Below are 24,101 nucleotides of genomic sequence, written 5' to 3'. Positions count from 1 at the left end.
GCGCGCGACCCATCCGGCCGGTGCCCGGTTGACCGAGCACACAATCGGCCGGTCGGCGGACAGCGCACGGGGCGGTCGGTCATGAACGGACTTTCCGTCCACGGCCCGGCCGCCCCGTGCATCCCCCCGGTTTGGTTCCCCCGCACGTCATCGGACCTTCGTCGCGACAACGCTGCGTACCCATAGAGTCACACCACGCCAGTGGGGCGTCAAGCCATTTCGGGAAAGTCGGACTTGCGGTTATTGCCGGAGCGCTCAGCGCAGGCCGCAGGTGGCGACGAACGCCTCGCCGTCGCCACCCAGCGTCAGCGGACCGCCCGCAGCCGTGCCCACGGCGGCCTGTCCCGCGCCGAGCGTGACCGCGCCCACCCCGTCGTCGACGGTGAGCTTCCCGGCCCGGCAGAGCACCACCCGCGGCCCGGGCAGCGTCAGCCGCGTCCCCGGGGAACCGGCGGCGACCTCGACCCGGTGCAGCGCGAAGTCCTCCACCGGCACCGGCCACGTCAGCACCCCGGGCGCCACCGTCTCCGGCCGCAGTACCGGCTCGGTCAGCACCTCGAACCGGAGCACCCGCAGCAACTCGTCCACGTCGACCCGCTTCGCGGTCAGCCCGCCGCGCAGCACGTTGTCGCTGGCCGCCATGATCTCCACACCGGTGCCGCGCAGATAGGCGTGCAGGTTCCCGGCCGGCATCCAGATGCCCTCGCCGCAGGCCAGCCGGACGTGATGCAACAGCAGCGCCACCACCACGCCCGGATCGTCCGGATAGCCGGCCGCCAGCGTGCGTACCAGCTCCGCGTCCGCCGGCGCCGGACCGCCGTCCGCCGCCAGCACGGCCGCCACCAGCCCGGCACGCTCCGCCTGCGGCCAGCTCAACAGCAGGCGTACCGCCTCCCGCAGCCCCACCGGCCCGGCGCGCAACGCCGCCACCACCGGCTCCAGCGCGGGTACGCCGAACGCGGCGATCGCCGCCGCCGACTCCCCCGGGTCGCGGAAGCCGCACAGCGCGTCGAACTCCGAGAGCGCCACCAGCAACTCCGGCTTGTGGTACGGGTCGACGTAGTTGACCCGCCCCACGTCGGCGGCGTGCCCGGCGCGGGCCTGCTCGGCGTCCGGATGGGCCTGGAGGCTCAGCGGGGAGTCGGCGGCCAGCACCTTCAGCAGGAACGGCAGCCGGGTGCCGAACCGGCCGACCAGCCGCTCACCCAGCCAGTGGCCCGGCTCGGCCACCAGCAGCTCGGTGAGGCTGACCGGACGGCCGTCCCGCTGCACAGTGCCCGGGGCGCCCGGGTGGGCGCCCAGCCACAGCTCCGCCTCCGGCCCGTTGCTCGGCACCGGCCGCCCCTGCAACTCGGCGATCGCGGTGCGCGAGCCCCAGGCGTAGTCGCGAATCCGGCCCTGCAACAACTCCATCGGTCAGCTCCCGGGCCGCCCGGCCACCTCGTCGGCCGTGTGCGCCTCACCGGTGGCAGCGGCCTCCCGGACGGCGGTCCTCGCCGCCTGCCCGGTGCCGGCCCGCTCCGCCTCCGGCGAGTAGATGTCCGGCTCCAGGTAGATCACCCGGGCGGTCGGCACCTCACGCCGGATCCGCGCCTCGACCGCGTTGATGTCGCGGGCCAGGTCCTCGGCGGTCTCCCAGGCCGGCACCGCGATCTTCGCGGCCACCATCAGCTCCTCCGGGCCCAGGTAGAGCGTCTTCATGTGGATGATCCGCTCGACCTCGGGGCCACTGGTCACGGCCTGCTCGATCTTGTCCAGCTCGCCCTGCTCCGCGCCCTCGCCCAGCAGCAGACTCTTGGTCTCGATCGCCAGCGTGATCGCGATGACCACCAGCAGCACACCGATCATCGCGGTGCCCGCCGCATCCCACATGCCGTTGCCGGTGATCAGCGTCATGCCGACGCCGAACAGCGCGAAGACCAGACCCACGAGCGCGCCGAAGTCCTCCAGCAGCACCACCGGCAGCTCCGGGGCCTTCGCCCGGCGGATGAACCGGACCCAGCTCTGGTTGCCCCGGACCAGGTTGGACTCCTTGATGGCGGTACGGAAGGAGAAGCTCTCCATCACGATCGCCGCCACCAGCACCACCACCGGCACCCACTGCCAACTGTCGATCGGGTGCGGGTCGGACGCCTTGTGGTACGCCTCGTAGAGCGCGAACAGGCCACCGATGCTGAACAGCACGATCGCCACGATGAACGCGTAGATGTAGCGCTCCCGGCCGTACCCGAACGGGTGCTGCGGCGTGGCCTGCCGCTTGGCCCGGCGGCCGCCGAGCAGCAGCAGGCCCTGGTTGCCCGAGTCGGCCACCGAGTGGATCGACTCGGCAAGCATCGATGACGAGCCGGTCAGGGCGAACGCGATGAACTTGGTGACGGCGATACCGAGGTTCGCCGCCAGGGCGGCGACGATCGCCTTCGTGCCCCCGTTCGCGCTCATTCCCCGCCCCGCTCGATGCCCCGTGTGCTCACTGGTTTGCCAGCTCCTTCATCTCCGTGATGGCCGGTACGGCCATGGGGTCCAGCCCGTGCACCAGGGCGAGGTAGATCGAGGCGAAGTCGGGCACCGCCACCAGCGACGCGAGCCGCTCCAGCGCGGAGCCGCCCTCGGCGGTCACCACGTCGCAGCGCACCCCACGGCGCTCGGCGAGCGTCTGCACCGCGTCCGCGCGGCGCTCCTCCACCGCCAGCGGCTCGTCGGTGTCGTCGTCGGCGTTGAGCCCGCCGTCACGCAGCAGCACCAGCCGCAGCCGGGTGCCGTCGGGCTCGTCGTCGCCCGGGTCGGCGAAGATGTCCCGCTCGCCCTCGGCCAGGCCGCCGAACACCCCGTCGAGCAGGCCGACACGGCCCCGGCCCGCCTCACCCAGCGCGCCGGCGACCACCGGGTAACGGGCGTTTGCGGACAACGTGTCGCCGAACCGCCGGGCCGCGACTGTCGCCAGCGGGGACGAGCCCCAGACGATCGGGATCGAGCCGGACAGCCCCAGCGCCAGCGACTTCGCCGGGTTGACGAAGGACTCCGCGGTCGGCCGGCATCGATCGGCGTCGGCGTCGAGCCGGGCCGCGGTCTCCGCCAGATCGGCCTCGTTGACCTTCACGAGCCCGAGGGTACGGGCGGCGAGCAGAACCGGCACGGTGAGCGCCCAGAGGCTGGCTCGGGCCGGCGCGCGCCGCGGCACCGGGATGAACGGCGCCCGGGCCCGCTCCGCCACCGACTGGAGTTGCGAGTCGGGCGCGCCCACCGCTACCAGCCGGGCGCCTCGCCGGTGCGCCGCCTCGGCCGCGCCCAGCGCCTCGGGGCTGCGGCCGGACGCGCTCACCGCGATGACCACGTCCGCCGCGCCCACCCAGCCCGGCACTCCGGCGCTGCGGTGCGGGATGACCGGCACCGGGCAGCGCGGCCCGGCGACAGTGGCCAGCACGTCACCGGTACGCCCGGCGGTGCCGATTCCGGCGATGACCACAGCGCGGGGCCGGCCGTCGTCGGCGAGCACGGACAGGTTGGCCTCGGCGGCCAGCGCCGCGGACTCGCGCACCTGGGCGCCGGCGGACGCGGTGTGCCGGAGCATGCCGCCCGGATCCCGCTCGGCCAGCAGCGGCGCGTTGTCGAGCAGGGCCTCGTCGGCGTGCCGGTGCCCGCTGACCCCGGCCGTACCCTCCATCACCGCGACGACCCGCCCCGCGCCTCGTCGGCGGCGGGTCCACCGCGCGCCTCGTCCAGCAGGAGCACCGGTACGTCGTCGCGGACCTCGAAGATGCGACCGCACTCGGTGCAGGTGAGCGTCTGCGCCTGCGCGTCGTAGTCGAGCGGGGCGTGGTGCGTGTCCGGGCAGGCGAGGATGTCGAGCAACTGCGGGTCCAGGGCCACGGCGCGGCTCCTTCCACGTATGTGGTCTCACCGGTCGGCGGTGCCGATCGGCGCACGCGATCTTATCGGCCAACCGGCCCCGGCACCGGGCCCCGTTCGGCCCCGGTGTCCGTCCTCCGGCCGGGCAGGTGGCGGCCACCGGGTCACGGCGCGACCACCCACCGTCACGGTAACCCCGCGAGCCGGTCGGGTTCGGCCTCAGTCCGGCAAGCGGGGCAGGACGCTTGTCGCGTCCCCACCCGCGGGGGCCGGCGGCATCGGGCCGGGCGCGGGCGGCATGGGGCTGGGCGCGGGCGGCGTCGAGCCGGGCGCGGGCGCGCCGTACACGTTGCCGGCCGGACGGGGCGCCGGCGCGCCGCCGTACACCGTGGGGGCCGGCCCGGTGGCGCCGGAACGGTAGGTGGTGGTGCTGCGTGGCAGCGGGACCGGCGGCGGGTCGGCGACCGGCCCGCCGCCGGTGCGGTCGGCGCGGCTGCGGCGCAGCAGCAGGACGATGAGCGCCACGCCGACGAGCACCAGCGCGATACCGAACCACATGATCATGGAACCTCCGAACGACGAGTCGTCGGCCGCGGCGGTGGCCGGGGCGACGGCGGCGGCGACCGGCGACGTGTCCGTCGCCTCGGCCGGCGTGGTCTCACTCGCGCTGGGCGTGGGCGTCGGCGAGGGCTTGCGGGACGGGCTCGGGCTCGGCGTACGCGGCGCGCCCACCAGCCGGGCCGACCCACCGGCCCGGCCGAGCACGTCACCGTTCGCGGCGCTCGCCTCGCCCGCCAGTTCCAGCCGCCCGCCGACGGCGCCGGCCAGGAACGACACCCGGTAGCGCACGGTGGCGGCCTTGCCCTTGCACAGCGGCCGGTCGACCGGCGCGACCTCGGCGGTGGCGACCGCGCCGTCACCACCGGAGACCGGCACCGGCACCCAGCGGCCGTCAGCGGCAACCTGCACCCGCACCTGGTCCGCCCGCAGGCCCTCCAGCCGGAGCCCGATCGCGGTACGCAGCTGCACACAGCCGTCGGTGCGCTTGCGCACCTCGACAGTCACGGCGCCCGGCGAGCCACCGGCGGTGAAGCTGCCCGCCGAGCGCAGTCCGACCCGGTCGTCCCGGGCCAGCGCCGGCGACGCCGGAACGGCGACGAGGCCACCCAGCAGCGCGCCGACAATGGCCCACCGCGCCGCGTGCCGCCCCACCGACATCCCCCACCTCACCGTTTCCGCCCGGACCGAATCCGCCGGTCAGGTTACTACCGGGCCCTGCGGGTGCCCGCGCATCGACCACGCCACATGTGCGCCGCGCCACGCGATCACCGCCGGTCCAGGTCACCGCCGGAGACGACGGCAGCGGCGAGCGCCCGGCGGCAGAGCTGGTCGGCCGTCCGGGTCGTCTCCGGCAGCCGGTACCGGGGCGTCAGTGCCAGTACCCGATCCACCGCGTTGTCCAACCCCATCCGGTGCCCGACGCTGACGAAGACCGGCCGGACGCCGTCCCGGGTGCGCAGCACCCGCCCGACCACCTCGCCCTCGTCACGAAGGTCGGCGCTGTCACCACGCTCCGGGCCCGGCCCCGTCCACGAGCCGACGAGCGGTGTCTTGCCCACCCCGATCGCGGGCACGCCGGTCACCAGACCCAGATGGCAGGCCAGCCCGAACCGGCGCGGATGCGCCAGCCCGTGCCCGTCGCACACCAGCAGCTCCGGGCGAACGGTCAGCCGGTCCAACGCCGCCAGCAGCGCCGGCATCTCCCGGAAGGCGAACAGCCCCGGCACGTACGGGAAGGCGGGCCGGCCCACGCACACCGCCTCGTCCACCACGGCAAGACTGGCCGCGTCCAGCACGGTGACGGCCGCGGCGAGCAGGTCGCCGTCGGGCGCGTAGGCCACGTCCAGCCCGGCCACCGTCGCGGGCGCGCTGGGCCCGGGCCCCACCAGGTCCACCCGCGACCGCAACTCCTCCTGTACGCGCGTCGCCTCCGCCGCGTCGGCGGGCGGCACGTACGGCACGGGTATGCCCTCGTCGACGGACATGACGTTCCCGGGCCGCGTCAGGAGGCGGTGGCGGCGATGGTGGGGTCGGCGGCGGGGTCACCGGCCTGCTGGAGCTGCTCCTCGAACATCACAAAGGTCCGCCGCCGGATTCCCTTGATCAACGCCGCTTCCTCCGCGGTGAACGGTCGCCTCTCCGCGATCGCGGGAGCCGCCAGTGCCCGGACCGTCTCGTAGAGCGCGAAGATCGGTCCCTCTCCATTCAGACTCAGCCCGCGCTCTTCTTCGACCCGCTGCACGAACCGATCAGCCGAGAGCACGAAGATCTCCTGCTCCCTGGCGAAGAGGATCTCATCGACAATGTTGTTCGCCGGCCGCCAACCGCCCGTGGTGCGGTCCAGCCGCCACGCAGCGAGGCCACCGTCGGGGGTCGGAACGAACTTCACCGGATTGTCGTAGTAGTCGTAGTAGCCCGCGAGGCCGAGTTCAGCCACTGAATCCGTCACTGCCGCTCACCGTCCAGCTTCGGACTCGACCCGTCGACGATGCTGGGGTCGGCGCCGGGATCACCGGCCCGCTGGAGCTGCTCCTCGAACATCACAAAGGTCCGCCGCCGGATACCGTTGACCAGCGCCGCCTCGTCCGCGGTGTAGTTGCGTTTCTCGGCGAGAGCTTGCTCGTTGATGGCGCGAACCCTGTCGTAGAGCGCGAAGATCTCTCCCTCGCCCCTCAGATGGCGTCCCCGCAGCTGTTCGACGTGCTGGACGAAGGCATCAGCGGAGCGGACGTAGATCTCGCCGCCGATGCCACCGATCACGTCGTCGACGAGATCGTCCGCCGGCCGCCAGCCGCCGGTCGAGCGGTCCAGCTTCCAGGCGGCGTAACCGCCGTCCGGTGTGGCCACCAGCTTCACAGGCGTGTCGTAGTGCTCGAAATAGGCGGGAAGCTCGACGCCGTCGACTGTAGCCATCACTCAATCTCCCCCTACAGCGCCGTCTGAAGAGCCGCCCAGAACATCTCGCGCTGGCGCCGAAGCACCCCTCGACGAATGGCGAGCTCCGTCGCCGTCAGGCTACGTCCCTCCTCACGAGCCACCGCTCCGAGGTCACGCCGCACTTCGAAGAGGGAATGTTCCCAGGTCGCCACTTCGTCGAGTGCCGCCAGTTGCAGCCGGAACTCTGCGACATGGCCATTGGACGCCCGGAGGAACATCTGTATATCTCGGTATCCACCATTCTGCGGGTTCTGGAAGCGGTCTTCGAACTTCACCAAATCCATTCGCTCGTCATTCCTCAGGCGCGCCAGTCCGCCGTAGAGTTCGTCGAGGTTGTTGAACGAGACATAGCCGCCCGCGACGTCCTTCAGCCGTGAGGCATCGCCGCCGTACCCCTTGATCTTGTCCTCGGCCCGATCGCGGTCCTTGGGCTTGCTGCGCGGCTGGTATTCGGCGCCACTGCCGCATGACGCCGCCAAGTCCCGCCCCAGCGAGTTGATCTCCAACTGCGCCACAGCGGCTTCCTCGTACAACTGGTTGAGATACCGCTTTCGGTAGGCCGTCTCACCGAGTCGTGCAGGATCGAACCCGGGCTGCACCGCCTCCACGTCAGCCGTGGCAAAGGAGCCACTCACTGCCAATTGAGCGTCTGTCAGCGGAGTTGGCGTCGGCGCCGGCAGTTCCGTCGCTGCGACGACATCCGCTCCCCGTTCGTAGACCTCGTCCACCACGTCCTTCAACACGTCGATGGCCTGCTGGTGGCTGGCCAGGTGGTGCAGGGTCAGCGGCCGCGCGGTCAGCGAGTTCGCGAGTTCCGGTGTCGCCAGGATCATCCGGACCAGGTCGGGCCGCTCCGCGAGCTGCCGTACCAGCGTCTCGGCCAGCAACTCCTCTCGTCGCGGTGGCGCCTCCCAGCTCTGGTCCAGCATCAGTTGCACGCGCGGGTCGGCGAACAACCGCGTCAGGTCCGCTGCTGCGGCGTCGTCCACCCCGGGTATGAGCCGCCGCAGCGTCGGAACGTCGGCGTGCTGCGCCAGTTCGACGGGCGTCACCCCGGCGGCGAAGGCCGCGTCGAGGCTTCCACTCTCGGCGAGCACGTCGCGTACGTAGAGCCCGGCGGCGATCCGGTCGGCGTGCGCCTGCCGGTGTTCCTCGCGTACCCGGTCGGGCTCCGGCACGACGGGCGGCGCGTTGCCCGGAGCCGGTCCGTCCGCGCGGGGGTGGACGGTGGTGGACTCGCCGAGCAGGTGGACGTGATTGAAGTCCGGCGCGTCCCCGTCGTCGGCCGGCGGCGGCTCGGGCAGGCGAGGCGGTGCCGGACGGGGCCGCGGCTCGGGCAGGACGTTGTACGTGCCGGGCGGCCGGCCGGTGAGCGGCATCGGCCGGCCGTCGGGGCCGAGCACCAGCGCGTCGACGCCGACCACGTTGCCCTCGAACGGACGGCCGCTGTGGTGGTAGAGCGGCCGGTCCGCAACAGCGCCCGACTGCGGGTCGAGGAAGAGGATCGTGCCGTTCTGGTTCAACGCCACCCAGGCGTGCGATCCGCCACCCTCGAAGCTGGTGATGAGGAAGGCGTAGCTGCCGTGGCCGCCCGACGCCAGTTGCGCGTACAGGTCGCGGTAGCCGCGATCCACCAGCCACCGCCGCTCCGGGCCGGTGATGCCGGGCCGGTCGACCGGGCACAGGTTCTGGAACCGGCCGCCGGTGGTCTCCTCGACCCGCAGCGGTCCGTCCGCCTCGCCACCCACCGGCCGCAGCACGTCACCGTCGAGGTAGCCGTCGAACGTACGCGGAGCGGCGACTCGCGGCCGTCCGTGGACCCAGGTCTCGAACAGGGACAGGGTGCAGTCGAGGCAGTTGATGCCCCGGGTCGCGTCGGCCGCCGGCCCGCCGTCGTTAGCCAGGCGGAACCACCCACCACGCCGGGGATCGGCGGTACGCGCGACGCTGCCGTCCGGGTTGCGAGGCATCTGCCGTTCCAGGTCGGTCTGATGCAGCGCGAGCGGTGGCCGGAGCCCTCCCCGGCGGCCGTAGGGCCGGGACCTGTCGATCGGGTCGGGATGGCCACGGCCGGTGAGCGCCGAATGGTCGGCCGTCTCGACAGCGCCGACGGCCAGGTCCGCCACGTCGTCGTTGATGCGGTAGAAGTCGAGGTCGTCCTCGACCATCACCTGCTCCGGCACGAGTCGCCCGGCGAGGACCTGCCGAGCTTCCTCGCGCAGGTCGGCCGCCTCGAGATCCGCCTCGTGCGCTTCGCGGTGCCATCGTTGCGCCGCCACCGTCCGCCCGGTGCGACGCAGTTCCATCGCCTGCGCGGCCCAGTCGCTGGCCCGTTCCTCGTGATAGGCGGCACGTTCGTGCAGCCAGTCGGCCCTGGTCTGACGCCGACGATCCTCGAACCACGTTCGCTGGGACTGCAGATAACCGTGGTAGCGGCGCCGGTCGAACGACTCTCGATCGGCTACGAGGCGTGCGGTGCGCTCGCGGATGGTTGACAGGTCGGGTGGCGGCGAGTCGAGCGGGCCGGGGTTGGGCGCCACGGGATCGGTGGAGGGCCGGGGCGGCGCCAACGACTCCAGGAGCGGAAAGCGGGGGTTCGGGTTCGGGCGGGGGTCCGGCCCGAGCGGCCCCTGGGGTGACGCGGGCTGCGGTTGTGGCGGCGGGGCGCTCAACGGTGCGGGGTGCCCGACGCCGGGGGCGGTCCGGTCCGACAGTGGTGGCGCCGCCGACTGCGGGTGATCCCCGATCGATGGGGACAGCGTGGCCGGTCCCGCTGCCGCCTGGACCGGAGTCGACGGCGGCGGGACGGTGCTACCAGGCGCCAGGGACGGGGAACCCGTGCCGGTGCGCGGGTCGGCCTGCTCAGTGGGGGACGCGACGGGCACATCCGTGATCACTGAGGACAAGGTGGGGCTCGAAGTGACCAGTGGCCGCGCCACGTCCGGTGGGGTGGCACCGACCACCGGCGACGTCACCGTCTCCGGCGCCGGAGGCGGCGGGTCCACCGCCAGCGGGTGAGCGGCTGCAGCGTGCGGTGGGACGGGTGCGGGTGTCGGGGAGACCTGGCCCGCCACCGCTGCGCCGCTCGGGACGATCGGCTCGGCGACCCGCTGGGCCGGGATGAGCCCGACGGGGTCGGCGACGGGTGGCACGTCCAGCCCGACCGGCGGAACGGTCAGCCCGCTCAACTGCCCGTCGAGGCGGCGTTGCAGCGCCGAGTCCGCCTGATTGGTGGTGGACCCGGCCGCACCGGAGGCGGCCGCCCGCGCCAGATCCTCCAGCGACGGCCCTTGGCCGGTGGCCAGCCCGGCCGCGGTCTCGGCCAGCGTCTCCCCGGCCATCTCCCGGCCGAACCGCTCGCCGATCTCCGCGAACCGTCCGCTCGCATGCCGGCCCAGACCCGCCAACGGCGCGACCGCCCCACCGGCGAAGCCGCCGAGAGCCGACGTGCTCACGTCGGTCAGGTCCAGGCCGTCACGTCGGCCGGTGGTGTTCTGATACGTCTGGGTCGCGAGGTTGGTGCCCGCCTCCTGACCGGCCTCCACCAGGCCGCCGAGCGCCGCCCGCCGGGCCAGCCCACGGGCACCGGCCTTCGCCGCCTCCTTCGCGGCCCGTTCGCCCGCCTCCTTGAGCCCCTGCTTGACCGCCTTGCGCGCGAGCTGGGCCACCAGGCGCTTGAAGATCTGCTGGACGACTACCCTCGTCGCGGTGATCGCGGCGGCGGCCGCCGGGGAGGCGGCGCCCAGGGTGAGCACGGCGGCCACCGCCAGGGCCAGCAGCTCCACCACCAGGATGCCCAGCTCGATCCAGGCTTCGAGCTTCGCGCCCTCGATGTCGCAGCCGCAGGAGTCGACCAGCCGGCCCAGCTCGTCGGTGGCCGCCACGAGGACGTGCAGCGGCGCGTCCTCACCTTCGGCGAGCTTGTGCCAGGCCGTGTCGAACGCACCGGCGACCAGGCCGACGCCGCCGTACCCGCTCTTCACCTCACCGGCGGCGGCGGTGGCGTCGTCGCGCGGACCGGTCAGGACGCCTGCGACGCCGTACCACTGGTCGGCCAGGTCCCAGACGGCGCGCTCGTTGCCCTCCGGCCACTCGACGCCGACGACCCAGTCGAGCGCCTCGTAGATCCAGCCGGGCACGTCCCACGGGCAGAAGTCGAGCGGGTGCGGGATCGGGCTGGGCAGCATGCTCACGCGCGGATCCTCCGGTGGTCAGCGCCAGTGCCGATGCGGGTTGTGGCCTTGCTGCGGGATCTTCCCGAGGTCACGGGCGTTGCTCAGGTCCGTCTCCACGGTGGCCGCGACCGAGCGGACGACATCCGACCCGAGCACCTCCAGCGACCGGCCGAGAAGCTCCCATGCGCGCAGCAGCGTCTCGGCGTAGCCCTGGTAGTGCTTGTCGAAGGCGGCGCCGATGTCGTCTCGGCCCCAGGGCCGCTGGGCGCTCGCGGTCGCGATCGGGTCGCCTGTCTCCCGCCGGGCCGCGCTCGTCGCCCTACCGGACAGGGTCAGGTCGGCGCCGCCGCGCCGGGCCCGGTCCGGGTCCAGCCAGATCTCTCCGCCGGCCACCTGTCACTCGCCGCGTGCCAGCACGGCGTCGGCCCGGCCGAGCAGCGCGCCGAAGTCATTGGTACGCAGGAACTCGACCGACGGCGAGCCCGGGGGCAGATAGCCGGAGACCAGCTCGCGGGTGGCGGTGACCGCGGCCGTGGAGGCGCGCAGCACGGTCTCGGTGATCTTCCGGCTCAACCCTCGGGCATCCCGCTCCTGGAAGGCCGCCGGGCTCAGCTCGACGCTGATCAGTTCGCCCCGCGCACCGACCACAGCGGTCACCTGACCGTCGTCGGAGCGTTCGGTGACCCGCAGCTCGGCCAGTTTGACCTGAAGTTCGTCCAGACCGGACCGCAACCGCTGGTACTGGCCGTACACCTCGTCGAATCGCGCGCGTAGTGCACGGTTCGCATCCCGGTCCGCACTCTCGGCCACCGCCGCACCCCTTCCGTTACCGTGGGTAGGCCCGACCATACCGGGTGCCACGAAATCCGTGGGGTCCGGTAATTTCAAGTGGTGATCGAGCGACAGCAGGCCGAGCAGATCGCCTCGGTATGGGCCCGGCGGGACTCCGACCGCCTCGGTTTTCCCTGCACGCCGGTGGTCGAGGAGTTCGACCTGGGCTACGTGGTGCTGTCCACTGTGTCCACCGGCGCGCGGGCGCTGCCCGGTGACCTGCCGACCACCGTCATCGACAAGGAGACCGGCGAGGTGTCCACCTGGCCGCGGATTCCCGCACCGGCGGTCGAGGCGATGTACCGGCAGCAGCGGCCCGCTGAACCCCGTGCGCCGCGCGCCGTCGACCCGGCCGCTCAACTGCTCCGCGAACTGACCCGGCTGCCCACGCCGGGCGCCGCCGCGCATCTCACGCTCGACGGCCGACGGCACGTCGCGCAGGGCGCGAAGGGCGACGTCGAGGTCCGGCACCATCCGCTGGTCCAGTCCTACCTGGACGATCTACCCCCGGGCCATCTGGTGCGTGGCGGTGAGCGGCACGCCGAGATGATCGTGGTCTCCGACGCGCTGTACGAGCACGACCACCGCCGGTCCGCCGACGGCCTCCCGCCACTGACCATCGAGGACGCGCGCGACCTGCTCGGCACGAGCCGGATCGAGAGCTTCCGGGTTCGCGAGCCCGGTGACCCCGCGGGTGGTCCGGCTGACCTCCGCTGCGAGTCGTGCATCAGGTTCCTCGTGCACGTCAACGTGCTTCCCTGGCCGGAGTTGGCCTACGCCGAGGAATGGCAGTCGGATCCGCAGACACCCCCCGAGCCCGGCCGGTTTCCCACCGAGGTCGCGAACGCGCTGGTGATCGCGGGCTGGCGGCCGCACTTCGGCGACGGGGTTTCCGCCGCCACCTCGGTCCGTAAGGTCACCGAGGTCAGCGGCACCAAGCACACGCACGCTTCCTTCCCCGCCGCGCTGGCGACGCTCACCGCCTTTCCCGGGCTGGTGACCGCCCGCCAGGGCCCGGGCGAAGCGGTGTGGATCTCGCGCTTCGAGGTACGTCCGCGAAAGATGGCCCACAGCGCCGACTCTCTCGCCGACTTCGGGGCGGTCATCGGCGCCCGCCTCTTCCCGCTCGGCAGCGAACGTCAGGAGAGCATCCTCGCCGTCGACGAGCACGGCCGGATCTTCGCCCTCGACCAGGCCGGCGAGTGGTTCCTCGGTGCCGACATCGACGCCGCCCTCACCACCCTGCTGCTCGGCCGCGCCCCCGCCCGGGTCCGCGACGACGGCACCTGGTGAGGCCGGGGGCGAGTGAGCCGGGGGCGAGCGATCAGAGGGCCACGCCGGTCAGCACGGTGACCCGCGGCTCGGTGTAGTCGTCCATGGCGCTACGCAGCCCTTCCCGTCCGACGCCGGAGCCCTTCACGCCGCCGTACGGCATCTGGTCGGCCCGGTACGACGGCACGTCTCCGACGATCACGCCGCCGACCTCAAGCGTCCGGGCGGCGTCGAACGCCACGTCGAGCCGGTGGGTGAAGACGCCGGCCTGCAGGCCGTACGCGGAGACGTTGACGGCGGCGAACGCGGCCCGGTCGTTCGCGACCGGCGCGACCACGAGCACCGGCCCGAACACCTCCTCGGCGCACACCTTCGCGTCGGCCGGCACGCCGCTGAGCACAGTGGGCGGATAGGTCGCGCCGTCGCGCCGCCCACCGGTCTCGACAACCGCGCCGGCGGCGACCGCCTCGTCCACCCAGGTCTCGACGCGCTGCGCCGCCTCGACGGACACCAGCGGGCCGACGTCGGTCAGTTCGGAGCGCGGGTCGCCGGTGCGCAGCGCCTGCACCGCCGCGACGAGCCGGGGCAGGAAGCCGTCGTAGAGCCGTTCGTGCACGTAGACGCGCTGCACGGCGATGCACGACTGCCCGGCCTGGTAGTTGGAGAACGTGGCGATGCGCTGCGCGGCGAAGGTCAGGTCCTCGTCCGCCGACCAGTCCTCGCAGATCACCGCTGCGGCGTTGCCGCCGAGTTCCAGCGTGACGTGCTTGTCCGGCGCGGCCCGCCGGATGGCCGCGCCGACCGGACCGGAGCCGGTGAACGACACGACCGGCAGCCGCGGGTCGGCGACCAGTTCGGCGGCCCGCTCGTTGGGCAGCGGCAGCACCGAGAACATGCCGTCGGGCAGGTCCGTCTCGGCCAGGATCTCGCCGAGCAGCAGCGCGGTGAGCGGGGTGGCCGGGGCCGGCTTGACCACGATCGGGGTGCCGACGGCCAGCGCCGGGGCGATCTTGTGGGCGACCAGGTTGAGCGGGAAGTTGAACGGGGTGATGCCGAGCACCGGGCCGCGCGGCACGCGCCGGACCAGGGCGATCCGCCCGGTGGCGGCGGGGTCGGTGTCGAGTCGTTGCAGGTCGCCGGAGAAGCGGCGGGCCTCCTCGGCGGCCCAGCGGAACGTGGAGATCGCCCGCCCGACTTCGGCCTTGGCCCACTTGACCGGCTTGCCGTTCTCGGCGGTGATCAGCGCGGCGACCTCGTCGGTCCGCTCGGCGAGCCGCCGGGAGACGTGGTCCAGGGCGGCCGCGCGGGCGTGCGCGGGCAGGGCCGCGGCCTCCGCTGCCACCCGGGCGGCGCCCGCGACGGCGGCTTCGACCTGGTCGGCCGTGGCGAGCGTGGTACGCCCCACCGGCTGCCCGTCGTACGGGTGGGTGACTGTCAGCTCGTCCTCGCCGTGGGCGGGACGACCGGCGACGTAGAAGGCTCTCGGCTCCACGACCGGCAGCCTAGACCACAGGCGCTCACGCGGAAACAGTTGCTCAAACCCTTGTCTGCCTCGGATTTAGTAGCCAAGATGGCAGTCAGATTGCGATAACCTCCGCTGACCCTCTCCCCGGCCACCCTCACGGAGACTTCTGATGAGCGACCAGCAGCAGCTGCGCAACTTCGTCAACGGCGAGTACGTCGACCCGGTGGACGGCGGCTACGCCGACCTGATCGACCCGTGCACCGGCGAGGTCTTCGCCCAGGCCCCGGTCTCCGGCGCGGCGGACGTGGACGCGGCGATGAAGGCCGCCTCCGCCGCGTTCGAGACCTGGCGGGACACCACTCCGGCCGAGCGGCAGCGGGCGCTGCTGAAGTTCGCCGACGCGGTGGAGGCGCGGGCCGCCGAGCTGGTCGACGCCGAGGTCCGCAACACCGGCAAGCCGCGGCAGCTCACCGCCGACGAGGAACTGCCGCCCGCGGTGGACGAGCTGCGTTTCTTCGCCGGGGCGGCCCGCCTGCTGGAGGGGCGCTCGGCCGGCGAGTACATGGCCGGGCACACCTCGTACGTGCGGCGCGAGCCGATCGGCGTCTGCGCCCAGGTGACCCCGTGGAACTACCCGCTGATGATGGCGGTCTGGAAGATCGCCCCGGCGCTGGCGGCGGGCAACGCGGTGGTGCTGAAGCCGTCGGACACCACGCCGGTGTCGACGCTGCTGCTGGCCGAGATCGCCGCCGAGCACCTGCCGCCGGGCGTGTTCAACGTGGTCTGCGGCGACCGCGACACCGGCCGTACGCTGGTCTCCCACCCGACCCCGCAGCTCGTGTCGATCACCGGCTCGACCCGCGCGGGCATGGAGGTCGCCGCCGCGGCGGCGCCGGACCTGAAGCGGACCCACCTGGAACTGGGCGGCAAGGCCCCGGTGGTGATCTTCGACGACGCGGACCTGGCGGCGGCGGCCGAGGCGATCGCGACGGGCGGCTACTTCAACGCCGGCCAGGACTGCACGGCGGCGACCCGGGTGCTCACCGGGCCGGGCATCCATGAGGACTTCGTGGCCGCGCTCACCGAGCAGGCCCGCAACACCCGTACCGGCGCGCCGGACGACGCCGACGTGCTCTACGGCCCGCTGAACAACGCCAACCAGCTCGCCCGGGTGAGCGGGTTCGTGGACCGCCTGCCGGACCACGCGAACGTCACCACCGGCGGGTCGCGGGTCGGCGAGCGCGGCTTCTTCTACGCCCCGACTGTGGTCTCCGGCCTGCGGCAGACCGACGAGATCATCCAGGACGAGGTGTTCGGGCCGGTCATCACCGTGCAGCGCTTCTCGGACGAGGACGAGGCGGTGCGCTGGGCCAACGGCGTGGACTACGGCCTGTCCGCCTCGGTGTGGACGCGCGACCACGGCCGGGCCATGCGGATGACCCGGCGGCTGGACTTCGGCTGCGTCTGGGTGAACACGCACATCCCGTTCGTCTCGGAGATGCCGCACGGCGGCTTCAAGCACTCCGGCCACGGCAAGGACCTGTCGGTCTACAGCCTGGAGGACTACACCCGGGTCAAGCACGTCATGCACAACATCGAAGGCTGATCCCGGTGGCCACCAGCGAGGAGCTGCACAAGCGCCGGGTCGAGGCGGTGGCGCGGGGCGTGGGCAGCACGATTCCCGCGTACGTGGACCGGGCGGGCGGCGGCACGATCACCGACGTGGACGGGCGGGAGTGGATCGACTTCGCCGCCGGCATCGCGGTCACCAACGTGGGCAACTCCGCGCCGCGCGTGGTCGAGGCGGTACGCGCGCAGGTCGAACGGTTCACCCACACCTGCTTCATGGTCGCGCCGTACGAGTCGTACGTGGCGGTCTGCGAGCAGCTCAACGCGCTGACCCCGGGTGGCTTCGAGAAGCGCTCGGCGTTGTTCAACTCCGGCGCCGAGGCGGTGGAGAACGCGGTGAAGATCGCCCGGCACGCGACCGGGCGGCCCGCGGTGGTGGTGTTCGACCACGCGTACCACGGCCGGACCAACCTGACCATGGCGCTGACCGCGAAGAACATGCCGTACAAGCACCGGTTCGGGCCGTTCGCCGGTGAGGTCTACCGGGTGCCGATGTCGTACCCGCTGCGCGACGGCGGGCTGGACGGCGCCACAGCGGCGGCCCGCTCGATCGAGATGATCGAGAAGCAGGTGGGCGCGGAGAACGTGGCGGCGCTGCTGATCGAGCCGATCCAGGGCGAGGGCGGCTTCGTCGTACCCGCGGAGGGGTTCCTGCCGGCGTTGCGCGAGTGGGCGACGGCGGCCGGGGTGGTGTTCGTCGCCGACGAGATCCAGACCGGTTTCTGCCGCACCGGCGACTGGTTCGCCTGCGCGTACGAGGGCGTCGAGCCGGACCTGATCACGCTGGCCAAGGGCATCGCGGGCGGGCTGCCGCTGGCGGCCGTGACGGGCCGGGCGGAGCTGATGGACGCGGTGCACGTCGGCGGCCTCGGCGGCACGTACGGCGGCAACCCGATCGCCTGCGCCGCCGCGCTCGCCGCAATGGAGACGATGCGGGAGCTGGACCTGGCCGCCGCCGCCCGCCGGATCGGCGCGGTGATGGGCGAGCGGCTGCGCGCCATCGCCGCCGGTGACCCGCGCGTGGCGGAGGTACGCGGCCGGGGCGCGATGCTCGCCGTGGAGATCGTCGTACCGGGCACGCTGACCCCGGACCCGGCCGCCACGGCGGCGATCTCGGCGGCCTGCCACGCGGCCGGGCTGCTCACGCTGACCTGCGGCACCTACGGCAACGTGCTGCGGTTCCTGCCGCCGCTCGTCATCTCCGACGACGAGCTGGGCCGGGGCCTGGACATCCTGGAGGCCGCCTTCGGCTGACCCCGGACGTGGAACACCATGGGCGTGATCTCCCCCGGGCCTGCCCATGGTGTTCCACCCGGGAACTCAGCGGATCAGCTCGACGGTGTTGCGCCGGACCAGGTTCTTGCCCGGTTCGCGGATGGCGTCCATGGCGGCGGTGTTGAGCAGCACGCAACTGCCCGACGGCCCGGTCACAGTCACGGTCACCGCCTTGTTGTTGTCCAGGTTCGTCACCCGCAGCCGGGTGCCGAGCGGGAACTGACCGCTGGTGGCGGCCGGCGTACCGCCCTCGGCGAAGAACGTGATCGCGCCGGAGCAGACGCTGCCGCCGATCGGCTGCGCGGCGCCGGGCCGGGTCTCGCCCGGCTGGGCGCCCGGCGCCGGGGCGGCGGCGCCGTCGAGGCGTTCCACCACGTTGCGGCGGATGACGTTCTTGCCCGGCTCGCGTACCAGGTCCATGGCGGCGGCGTTCAGCAGCACGCAGCTCCCGGACGGGCCGGTCACCGTCACCGTGGTCACCTTGCGGTTGTCCAGGTTCGTCACCCGCAGCCGGGTGCCCACGGGGAACCGGTCGCTCGTCGCGGCCGGCGGCCCGCCCTCGGCCGAGAACGTCACCGACCCGGCGCAGACCGATCGCGCGGCCGGCGCGGTGTCCGCGAAACCCAGTCCGGTCCCCACCGAGACCGCCATCGTGGCGGTCACCGCCACGGTCGCCGCCAGCACGTGCTTGCGCTGCACCCTCACGTTCTCTCCCGTCGTCGCTGTCGCTCGACGCGTGGTACGGACGGGAGGGCCAGACCGTTCACTTCGGCCCGCGGGCTACAACGGACCGTAGCGGGCGTGTGGCGCTCCGGTCATCAGCGCCCAGTACCTGTCGCCGTAGGACCAGTGCCACCACTCCGTCGGGTAGTTCACCAGGCCCGCGCCGCTCAACGCCGCCACCAGCACGTTCCGGTTGCGCCACGCGCTCACCGGGATGTGCCGGGCCGCCGTGAAGCAGGCGTCCGCGCTCTCCTCGGGAGTGGCGTCGAGCGCCGTACCCATGTCCAGCTCCGCCCCGTCGGCGTCACACAGCGTGAGGTCCACTGCCCCGCCGGTGCTGTGCGGGGCCACCTCGACCGGCGACACGAACTTGGTGGTCTCCCGGTGCAGCCGGTCGGCCGGCCAGTCCGGATGCCGCCGCCGCAGCTCGTCCCGGTAGCCGGTGAAGATGTCGAGCTGCGCCCGGAACGGCCGGTAGCCCTCGACCACGAGCAGGCGCAGCCCGGCCGGCAGCGCGCGCTGCGCGGCCAGCAGCCGGTCCGAGACCCCGCGACGCACGCGGGCGTACGCCCCGGCGGGATCGGCGGCCCGCGCGTCCACCCGCAGCCCGGGCACCTCGCGCAGGTCCACCAGGGGTTCACCGTCGTCCCGGCTGGACACCGCGGCGACCCGGGGGTCGGACAGCAGGATCATGGCGTACCCCCGGGGTGTGCGGTGGACGGCCGGGCCGCGTGCCGGGCGAAGGCGAGCGCGACCAGCCGGTCCACCACCTCGGGGTACGTGACGCCGGACTCGGCCCACACCTTCGGGTACATCGAGTGCGCGGTGAAGCCGGGCAGCGTGTTCAGCTCGTTGACGAACAGGTCGCCGGTGGTCTCGTCGTAGAGGAAGTCGACACGGGCCAGGCCCCAGCCGCCGATCGCGGTGAACGCCCGCACCGACAGTTCACGGATCCGCTCGGTGACCTCGTCTGGCAGCGGCGCCGGGACGATCATCGGGTCGGCGTCGCCGAAGTACTTCTGCCGGTAGTCGAACCAGCCGCCCGCGACCCGGACCTCGCCGACCGCCGACGCCTCCGGCTGCCAGCCGCCGAGCACGCCGCACTCCAGCTCCCGGCCGGTCACGCCCTGCTCGACGAGCACCACGTGGTCGTGCCGGAACGCCTCCTCCACCGCCGCCACCAGGTCGTCGCCGTCGGCCACCCGGGAGATGCCGATCGAGGAGCCCATCCGGGCCGGCTTGACGAACAGCGGTCCGCGCAGCCCCACGACCAGCTTCTCCGGGTCCGCCGCGGCCCGCCAGGTCGGCTCGTCGAACCAGACGTACGGGGTGGTCGGCACGTCCTCGGCGCGCAGCGCCCGCTTCATCGCCACCTTGTCCATGCCGACGGCGGAGGCGAGGATTCCGCACCCGACGTACGGCACCCCCAGCGATTCCAGCAGCCCCTGCACCACGCCGTCCTCGCCGTACGGGCCGTGCAGCACCGGGAACACCACGTCCAGTTCGGCGTGCACAGTGGCCGGGGCGTCGGCGGCGGTGACCGCCACAGTGCCGGCGGCTGCCCCGCGCCGCAGCTCCACCGCCGGGCCGGTGACCGGCAGCCGGTCGTCGATCGCCCGCCCGGCCGCCACGGTCCCGAGGTGCTGAGCGAGCACCGGTTCCGGCAGCAGCCGCAGCCCGCCGGTCCGGGTGAGGCCGAGCGCGACCACCCGGTGGCCCTGCCCGGCCAGGGCCCGGGCCACGCCGAGCGCCGAGGCGCAGGAGACCTCGTGCTCCGCCGACGGGCCTCCGAACAGGACACCGATCCGCACTGTCGCCCTCATGCCGCCACTCCCGCCGTCATCCGGTCGCCCGCCAGCCGGGCCACCAGGTCCGCTTCCACGTTTCCGCCGGTCAGCACCACGCCGACCGTCCTTCGCCGCCCACCACCCGAAGGCCACGGCGTCCCGCCGACGTCGCCGGGACCGGCCGCCGTGACCGCGCCGCCGCCGGGACCGGCCACCTCGCCCAGCCGCAGCGCGCCGGCCAGCCCGGCCGCGCCGGACGGCTCGACCAGCACCTTGAGGTCCAGCAGGAGCAGCCGGAACGCCTCGACGATCGCGTCGTCGTCGACCCGGACCACCCCCCGCACGGCGGTCCGGGCCACCGCGAACGGCAGGTCGCCGACGCAGCCGGGACGGAGTCCGTCGGCCAGGCTCGGCGCCGGCGCGACAGGTGTGGGGCGTCCGGCGGCCAGGCTGCGGGCGAGCGAGTCGCACCCGACCGGCTCCACGCCGTACACCTCGATCGGCGTTCCGGCCGCCGCCAGGCAGGCCCCGGCGATGCCGCCGCCTCCGCCCACCGGCACCACGAGAGCGTCCAGCGGCGTCCCGCGCCGCGCCGCCTCCTCGATCAGCTCCAGGCTGGCGCTGCCCTGCCCGGCCACCACGTCCGGGTGGTCGTACGCGTCGACCAGCGGGTGGCCCTCCACCTCGGCGATCCGCCGGGCGACGGCCAGACGCTCCTCGACTGTGGTGCCGGCCCGGACCACCCGGGCCCCGGCCGCTCGCGCCCGGTCCACCTTGACCGGCGCGGCGTCCACCGGCAGCACGACCGTCGCGGCCAGCCCGTGCCGGCGCGCCGCCAGCGCCACCGCGACGGCGTGGTTCCCCGTGCTCTGCGCGACCACGCCGGTGTGCCCGGCGGCGGCCAGCCGGCCCACCGCCAGCATCGCGCCGCGCATCTTGTACGAGCCGCCGTCCTGGAGGTTCTCCGCCTTGAGCAGGATCCGGGCGCAGGCCAGGCGGTCGATCGCCGGGCTGTGCAGCACCGGGGTACGCACCACCCGGCCGGACAGCACGCGGGCGGCCTCCTCGACCTGTGTTCGGGCCGGCAGCGCCGGCGCGTCGATTCGGGGCATGGTCTCTCCTTCGGGATTCGAGTGGGCGCGGCGGCGCGGCAGGTCGAACAGCCGGCGCGCGCCGAGCGCGGTGAGGCCGCGATGTGCGGCGAGGCTCAGCGCCAGCACGAGCGCGGTGAGCACTACCGGGTAGACGGTCACGAGCAGCGCCCGCGCGGGCCCGCCCAGACCGGCCACCGGTTCGGCGAGGAGCCGGTCCAGCAGCGCCAGCACCGGCATGTGGATCACGTAGATGGGAAGCGTGCGGCGGCCGAGCCGGGCCAGTGCCGGACCGGCCAGGCGGTGCCGGGCCAGCCGGGCGGCGGCGGGCCAGCCGGGCGGCGGCGGTCAGCCCGAACGCCACCGCCGCGACGGAGACGAGCAGGTACACGCCGGGCCAGCTCTGCGCGCCGGCCAGCGCCATGGCGGCCAGCCCGATCGCGTACGCCGCGCCGGCTGCCGCGAGCCGCCGGGTGCTCACGCCGTCCGCCCACCGCGTGAGGTACGGCTTCAGGTGCACGCCGGCCAGGAAGAACACGAGGTTCTGGTAGACCTGCCCCCGGTTGCCGGGGCTGTCCAGCAGCCCGGTGGCCGCCACCGCGGACAGCGCGCCCGCGGCGGTCAGCAGTACCGCCGGGTGCACCCGGCGCAGCGCCTTCGCGAGCGCGAAGTAGAGCGCCAGCGCGTACAGGTACCAGAGGTTGGACGGCGTCACGGTGAGCTGGGCCAGCAGCTCGCCAGGGCTGGTGGCCCGGTCGGTCGGGAAACCGGGCGCCAGCGCCAGCACCGTGGTGTGGATCAGGAGCCAGATCGCATAGAGGTAGAGGTTCCGCGCGATCCGGGGCCGCCCGGACACCCGCCACGGGCGGGCCACCGCGTTCGCCGCGAAGATGCCGGAGATCGCGAAGAACAACGGCATCCGCAGCGGCAGCAACTGCTCGCCGAGCAGCCCCCACGCGCCCGGCACCGGCAGGCCGACCTGCCAGTCGATGCGCAGGTAGTCCTTGACGACGACGTGCCACAGCACCACGAGCACGACGCAGGCGCCCTTTGCCACGTCGGCCCAGACCACCCGGTCACCGGGTGGTGCGCTCCCCTCGGTACGCGTCGGCACTGCGGTCTCCTCTCCGGCCGTCTCCGGGGCAGGCGGCAGTGCCGCCGGTCCCGTCCTCGGGCAGGTGTCATCGCGGGACGCCGCGACGGCGGCTCCCGGAGTCGTGTGTGGGGGTGGTCAGCCCACGTGGGGCAGGTGGACGTCGACCCGCAGGCCGCCGTCCGCACCCGGGCGGGCGGCGATGATGCCGCCGTGCGCCTGGGTGATGGAGCGGGCGATGGCCAGGCCGAGCCCGGCGCCACCGCCCTGGTTGGTCCGGTCCCGGGCGAGGCGCCGGAACGGCTCGAACAGCCCGTCGACAGCTTCGGCGGGGACGGCCTGCCCGCTGTTGGCGACGGTCAGCGCCGGGTCGCCGCCGACGGTGACGGTGAGCCGGCCGCCCGGGCGGTTGTACTTGATGCCGTTCTCCACCAGGTTTGTGACCAGGCGTTCCAGTAGCACCCGCTCACCGGTCAGGATGCGGGGCGACAGCCGGGCCTCCACTGTCACGCCCGCCTCGGCGGCCCGGTCGGCGTACGCGGCCAGCACGCCGGTGACGATCTGTTCCAGGCGTTGCGGGGTGGAGGACCGCAGGCCCTGGTCGCTCTCGCTGAGCGCCAGCAGTCCTTCGATCAGCCGCTCGTTGCGTTCGTTCGTGGCGAGCAGTTGCGCGGTCAGCAGCTCCAGTTGCTCGCCGGTGAGCGACTGCGTCATGCCGACCTCGATCAGGGTGCGCTGCACGGCGAGCGGCGTACGCAGCTCGTGCGAGGCGTTCGCGGCGAACCGCCGCTGTCCCTCGTACCCGGCGGTGACCCGGTCCAGCATGTCGTCGATCGAGCGGGCGAGCCCGGCCAGTTCGTCCCGGCCGCCGCGGCGGATCCGGTAGCCGAGGTTCTGCGGCCCCAGGTTCGCCATCGGGGCGGCCAGGTCGTGCACCGGACGCAGGCACCAGCGGGCCGCGCCCCACACCGCGAACCCGGCGGCCACCAGCACCAGCAACTCGGTCAGCAGCGGCAGCAGCGGCATGAACGGACGGCCCGGCTCGCACACCGCGCCGATCGTGGCCAGGCCGCAGAACCACTGGGCCCGCCCCCACACCAGTTCGAGCAGCGACTTGACCATGTCGGGCACGAAGAACCCGGCGAGCAGGGCGAGCACCCCGACCAGCAGGATGCGGCGGCGGGGGCTCATTCCGGCTCGCCGATCCGGTAGCCGGCCTTCGGCACGGTGTGGATGACCGACGGCTGGCCGAGCTTCTTGCGCAGGGTCATCACAGTCACCCGGACCGCGTTGGTGAACGGGTCGGCGAACTCGTCCCACGCCTGTTCCAGCAGGTCCTCGGCGCTGACCACCCGGCCACCGGCCCGCATCAGCACGTGCAGGACGGCGAACTCCTTGGGGCTGAGCCCGAGCGGGCGGCCGTCGCGGGTGGCGGTGTGCCGGGCCACGTCGAGGATCACGCCGTGCCGCTCCAGCACCGGCGGCAGCGCCGGGGTGGACCGGCGGCCCAGCGCCTGCACCCGCGCCACCAGCTCGGCGAACGCGAACGGCTTGGTCAGGTAGTCGTCGGCGCCCAGCCCGAGGCCGGCGACCCGGTCCCGGATGCCGGCGGCGGCGGTGAGCAGCAGCACCCGGGTACCGGCATCGGACCCGGCCAGGCTCCGGCACACCTCGTCGCCGGTGGCGCCGGGCATGTCCCGGTCCAGCACCGCCACGTCGTACCGGTTGACCCCGATCCGTTCCAGCGCGCCGTCGCCGTCGTAGCAGACGTCCACCGCCATGGAGAACCGTCGCAGCCCCTCGGCGACCGTGTCCGCCAAGAGCCGCTCGTCGTCCGCCACCAGCACCCGCACCCTTGCGCTCCCCCGTGTCTTCCCTCGTCGTCCGGCACACCTTCGCAGGCCGCAGTTAAGGGTT

21 protein-coding genes and 1 pseudogene are annotated in these 24,101 nt (G+C 73.4%); 3 read left to right on the top strand and 19 right to left on the bottom strand.

All coding sequences use genetic code 11. The features are described 5' to 3' along the window. Positions 1-255 precede the first annotated feature (255 nt). The 11 genes from manA to FHU28_RS07850 all read right to left on the bottom strand — a co-directional run bounded on the left by manA (position 256) and on the right by FHU28_RS07850 (position 11,828). Entirely contained in the window at positions 256-1,413 is a 1,158-nt protein-coding gene (gene manA, locus FHU28_RS07900; RefSeq protein ID WP_184682329.1) for a mannose-6-phosphate isomerase, class I, read from the bottom strand. A gap of 3 nt (positions 1,414-1,416) precedes the next feature. Then, positions 1,417-2,439 carry a cation diffusion facilitator family transporter gene (locus tag FHU28_RS07895; RefSeq protein WP_184682327.1) on the bottom strand — a complete coding sequence of 341 codons (1,023 nt, stop codon included), beginning with the start codon at positions 2,437-2,439 and terminating at the stop codon, positions 1,417-1,419. 28 nt (positions 2,440-2,467) lie between these two features. Then, positions 2,468-3,664, bottom strand: a complete 1,197-nt coding sequence (locus tag FHU28_RS07890; protein ID WP_184682325.1) for an SIS domain-containing protein — start codon at positions 3,662-3,664, stop codon at positions 2,468-2,470. Next, the gene (locus FHU28_RS07885) at positions 3,661-3,867 is read right to left on the bottom strand and encodes a Trm112 family protein (RefSeq protein ID WP_091418686.1); all 207 of its coding nucleotides are present in this window, start codon (positions 3,865-3,867) and stop codon (positions 3,661-3,663) included. The genes FHU28_RS07890 and FHU28_RS07885 overlap by 4 nt, the downstream gene beginning before the upstream one ends. A 198-nt stretch (positions 3,868-4,065) precedes the next feature. Then, positions 4,066-5,064: a hypothetical protein gene (locus FHU28_RS07880; protein ID WP_184682323.1), complete on the bottom strand. Its 999-nt coding sequence runs from the start codon at positions 5,062-5,064 to the stop codon at positions 4,066-4,068. Between the two features lie 107 nt (positions 5,065-5,171). Then, positions 5,172-5,891, bottom strand: a complete 720-nt coding sequence (gene nfi / locus FHU28_RS07875; RefSeq protein ID WP_184682321.1) for a deoxyribonuclease V — start codon at positions 5,889-5,891, stop codon at positions 5,172-5,174. A 17-nt stretch (positions 5,892-5,908) separates the two neighbouring features. Continuing rightward, the gene (locus FHU28_RS07870; RefSeq protein WP_260412858.1) at positions 5,909-6,355 is read right to left on the bottom strand and encodes a hypothetical protein; all 447 of its coding nucleotides are present in this window, start codon (positions 6,353-6,355) and stop codon (positions 5,909-5,911) included. Beyond that, positions 6,352-6,819, bottom strand: coding sequence for a hypothetical protein (locus FHU28_RS07865; protein ID WP_184682319.1), 468 nt, complete (start codon positions 6,817-6,819; stop codon positions 6,352-6,354). The genes FHU28_RS07870 and FHU28_RS07865 overlap by 4 nt, the downstream gene beginning before the upstream one ends. A gap of 14 nt (positions 6,820-6,833) precedes the next feature. Then, positions 6,834-11,030 carry a toxin glutamine deamidase domain-containing protein gene (locus FHU28_RS07860; RefSeq protein ID WP_221453700.1) on the bottom strand — a complete coding sequence of 1,399 codons (4,197 nt, stop codon included), beginning with the start codon at positions 11,028-11,030 and terminating at the stop codon, positions 6,834-6,836. Between the two features lie 24 nt (positions 11,031-11,054). Beyond that, positions 11,055-11,411, bottom strand: a complete 357-nt coding sequence (locus tag FHU28_RS07855) for a hypothetical protein (RefSeq protein ID WP_184682315.1) — start codon at positions 11,409-11,411, stop codon at positions 11,055-11,057. A 3-nt stretch (positions 11,412-11,414) separates the two neighbouring features. Continuing rightward, a complete protein-coding gene (locus FHU28_RS07850; protein ID WP_184682313.1) occupies positions 11,415-11,828 on the bottom strand; it encodes a YbaB/EbfC family nucleoid-associated protein in 414 nt (137 codons plus the stop codon). A 78-nt stretch (positions 11,829-11,906) separates the two neighbouring features. Here FHU28_RS07850 and FHU28_RS07845 point away from each other — a divergent pair, with 78 nt between their 5' ends. After that, positions 11,907-13,142, top strand: a complete 1,236-nt coding sequence (locus FHU28_RS07845; protein WP_184682311.1) for an SUKH-3 domain-containing protein — start codon at positions 11,907-11,909, stop codon at positions 13,140-13,142. A gap of 31 nt (positions 13,143-13,173) precedes the next feature. Here the strand turns inward: FHU28_RS07845 and FHU28_RS07840 are convergent, their stop codons facing one another. Further along, complete coding sequence (locus tag FHU28_RS07840; RefSeq protein WP_184682309.1) at positions 13,174-14,613, bottom strand: aldehyde dehydrogenase family protein; 1,440 nt, start codon at positions 14,611-14,613, stop codon at positions 13,174-13,176. A gap of 142 nt (positions 14,614-14,755) precedes the next feature. Here FHU28_RS07840 and FHU28_RS07835 point away from each other — a divergent pair, with 142 nt between their 5' ends. After that, positions 14,756-16,192: a gamma-aminobutyraldehyde dehydrogenase gene (locus FHU28_RS07835; protein ID WP_184682307.1), complete on the top strand. Its 1,437-nt coding sequence runs from the start codon at positions 14,756-14,758 to the stop codon at positions 16,190-16,192. Positions 16,193-16,197: 5 nt separating this feature from the next. After that, on the top strand, positions 16,198-17,469 hold the full coding sequence (gene gabT, locus FHU28_RS07830; protein ID WP_311773538.1) for a 4-aminobutyrate--2-oxoglutarate transaminase: 1,272 nt from the start codon (positions 16,198-16,200) through the stop codon (positions 17,467-17,469). A 66-nt stretch (positions 17,470-17,535) separates the two neighbouring features. Here gabT and FHU28_RS07825 read toward each other — a convergent pair whose 3' ends face one another. From FHU28_RS07825 to FHU28_RS07800, 7 genes and pseudogenes are all read right to left on the bottom strand, one after another. Continuing rightward, positions 17,536-18,195, bottom strand: coding sequence for an RlpA-like double-psi beta-barrel domain-containing protein (locus FHU28_RS07825; protein WP_184682305.1), 660 nt, complete (start codon positions 18,193-18,195; stop codon positions 17,536-17,538). Positions 18,196-18,270: 75 nt separating this feature from the next. Next, positions 18,271-18,906 carry a M15 family metallopeptidase gene (locus FHU28_RS07820; RefSeq protein ID WP_184682302.1) on the bottom strand — a complete coding sequence of 212 codons (636 nt, stop codon included), beginning with the start codon at positions 18,904-18,906 and terminating at the stop codon, positions 18,271-18,273. Further along, positions 18,903-20,036: a D-alanine--D-alanine ligase family protein gene (locus FHU28_RS07815; RefSeq protein ID WP_184682300.1), complete on the bottom strand. Its 1,134-nt coding sequence runs from the start codon at positions 20,034-20,036 to the stop codon at positions 18,903-18,905. The genes FHU28_RS07820 and FHU28_RS07815 overlap by 4 nt, the downstream gene beginning before the upstream one ends. Further along, positions 20,033-21,331 carry a threonine ammonia-lyase gene (locus tag FHU28_RS32460; protein WP_260413337.1) on the bottom strand — a complete coding sequence of 433 codons (1,299 nt, stop codon included), beginning with the start codon at positions 21,329-21,331 and terminating at the stop codon, positions 20,033-20,035. Before FHU28_RS32460 ends, FHU28_RS07815 begins: the two co-directional genes overlap by 4 nt. A gap of 139 nt (positions 21,332-21,470) precedes the next feature. Further along, positions 21,471-22,118 (bottom strand): annotated as a pseudogene (locus FHU28_RS32455) (acyltransferase family protein); the annotation flags it as partial. Between the two features lie 204 nt (positions 22,119-22,322). Then, on the bottom strand, positions 22,323-23,375 hold the full coding sequence (locus FHU28_RS07805; protein ID WP_184682297.1) for a sensor histidine kinase: 1,053 nt from the start codon (positions 23,373-23,375) through the stop codon (positions 22,323-22,325). Next, positions 23,372-24,037, bottom strand: a complete 666-nt coding sequence (locus tag FHU28_RS07800; RefSeq protein ID WP_184682295.1) for a response regulator transcription factor — start codon at positions 24,035-24,037, stop codon at positions 23,372-23,374. The genes FHU28_RS07805 and FHU28_RS07800 overlap by 4 nt, the downstream gene beginning before the upstream one ends. Positions 24,038-24,101 lie beyond the last annotated feature (64 nt).

Source organism: Micromonospora echinospora (assembly GCF_014203425.1).
Lineage (GTDB): Bacteria > Actinomycetota > Actinomycetes > Mycobacteriales > Micromonosporaceae > Micromonospora > Micromonospora echinospora_A.
This window is presented reverse-complemented; position numbering and strand designations above follow the sequence as displayed.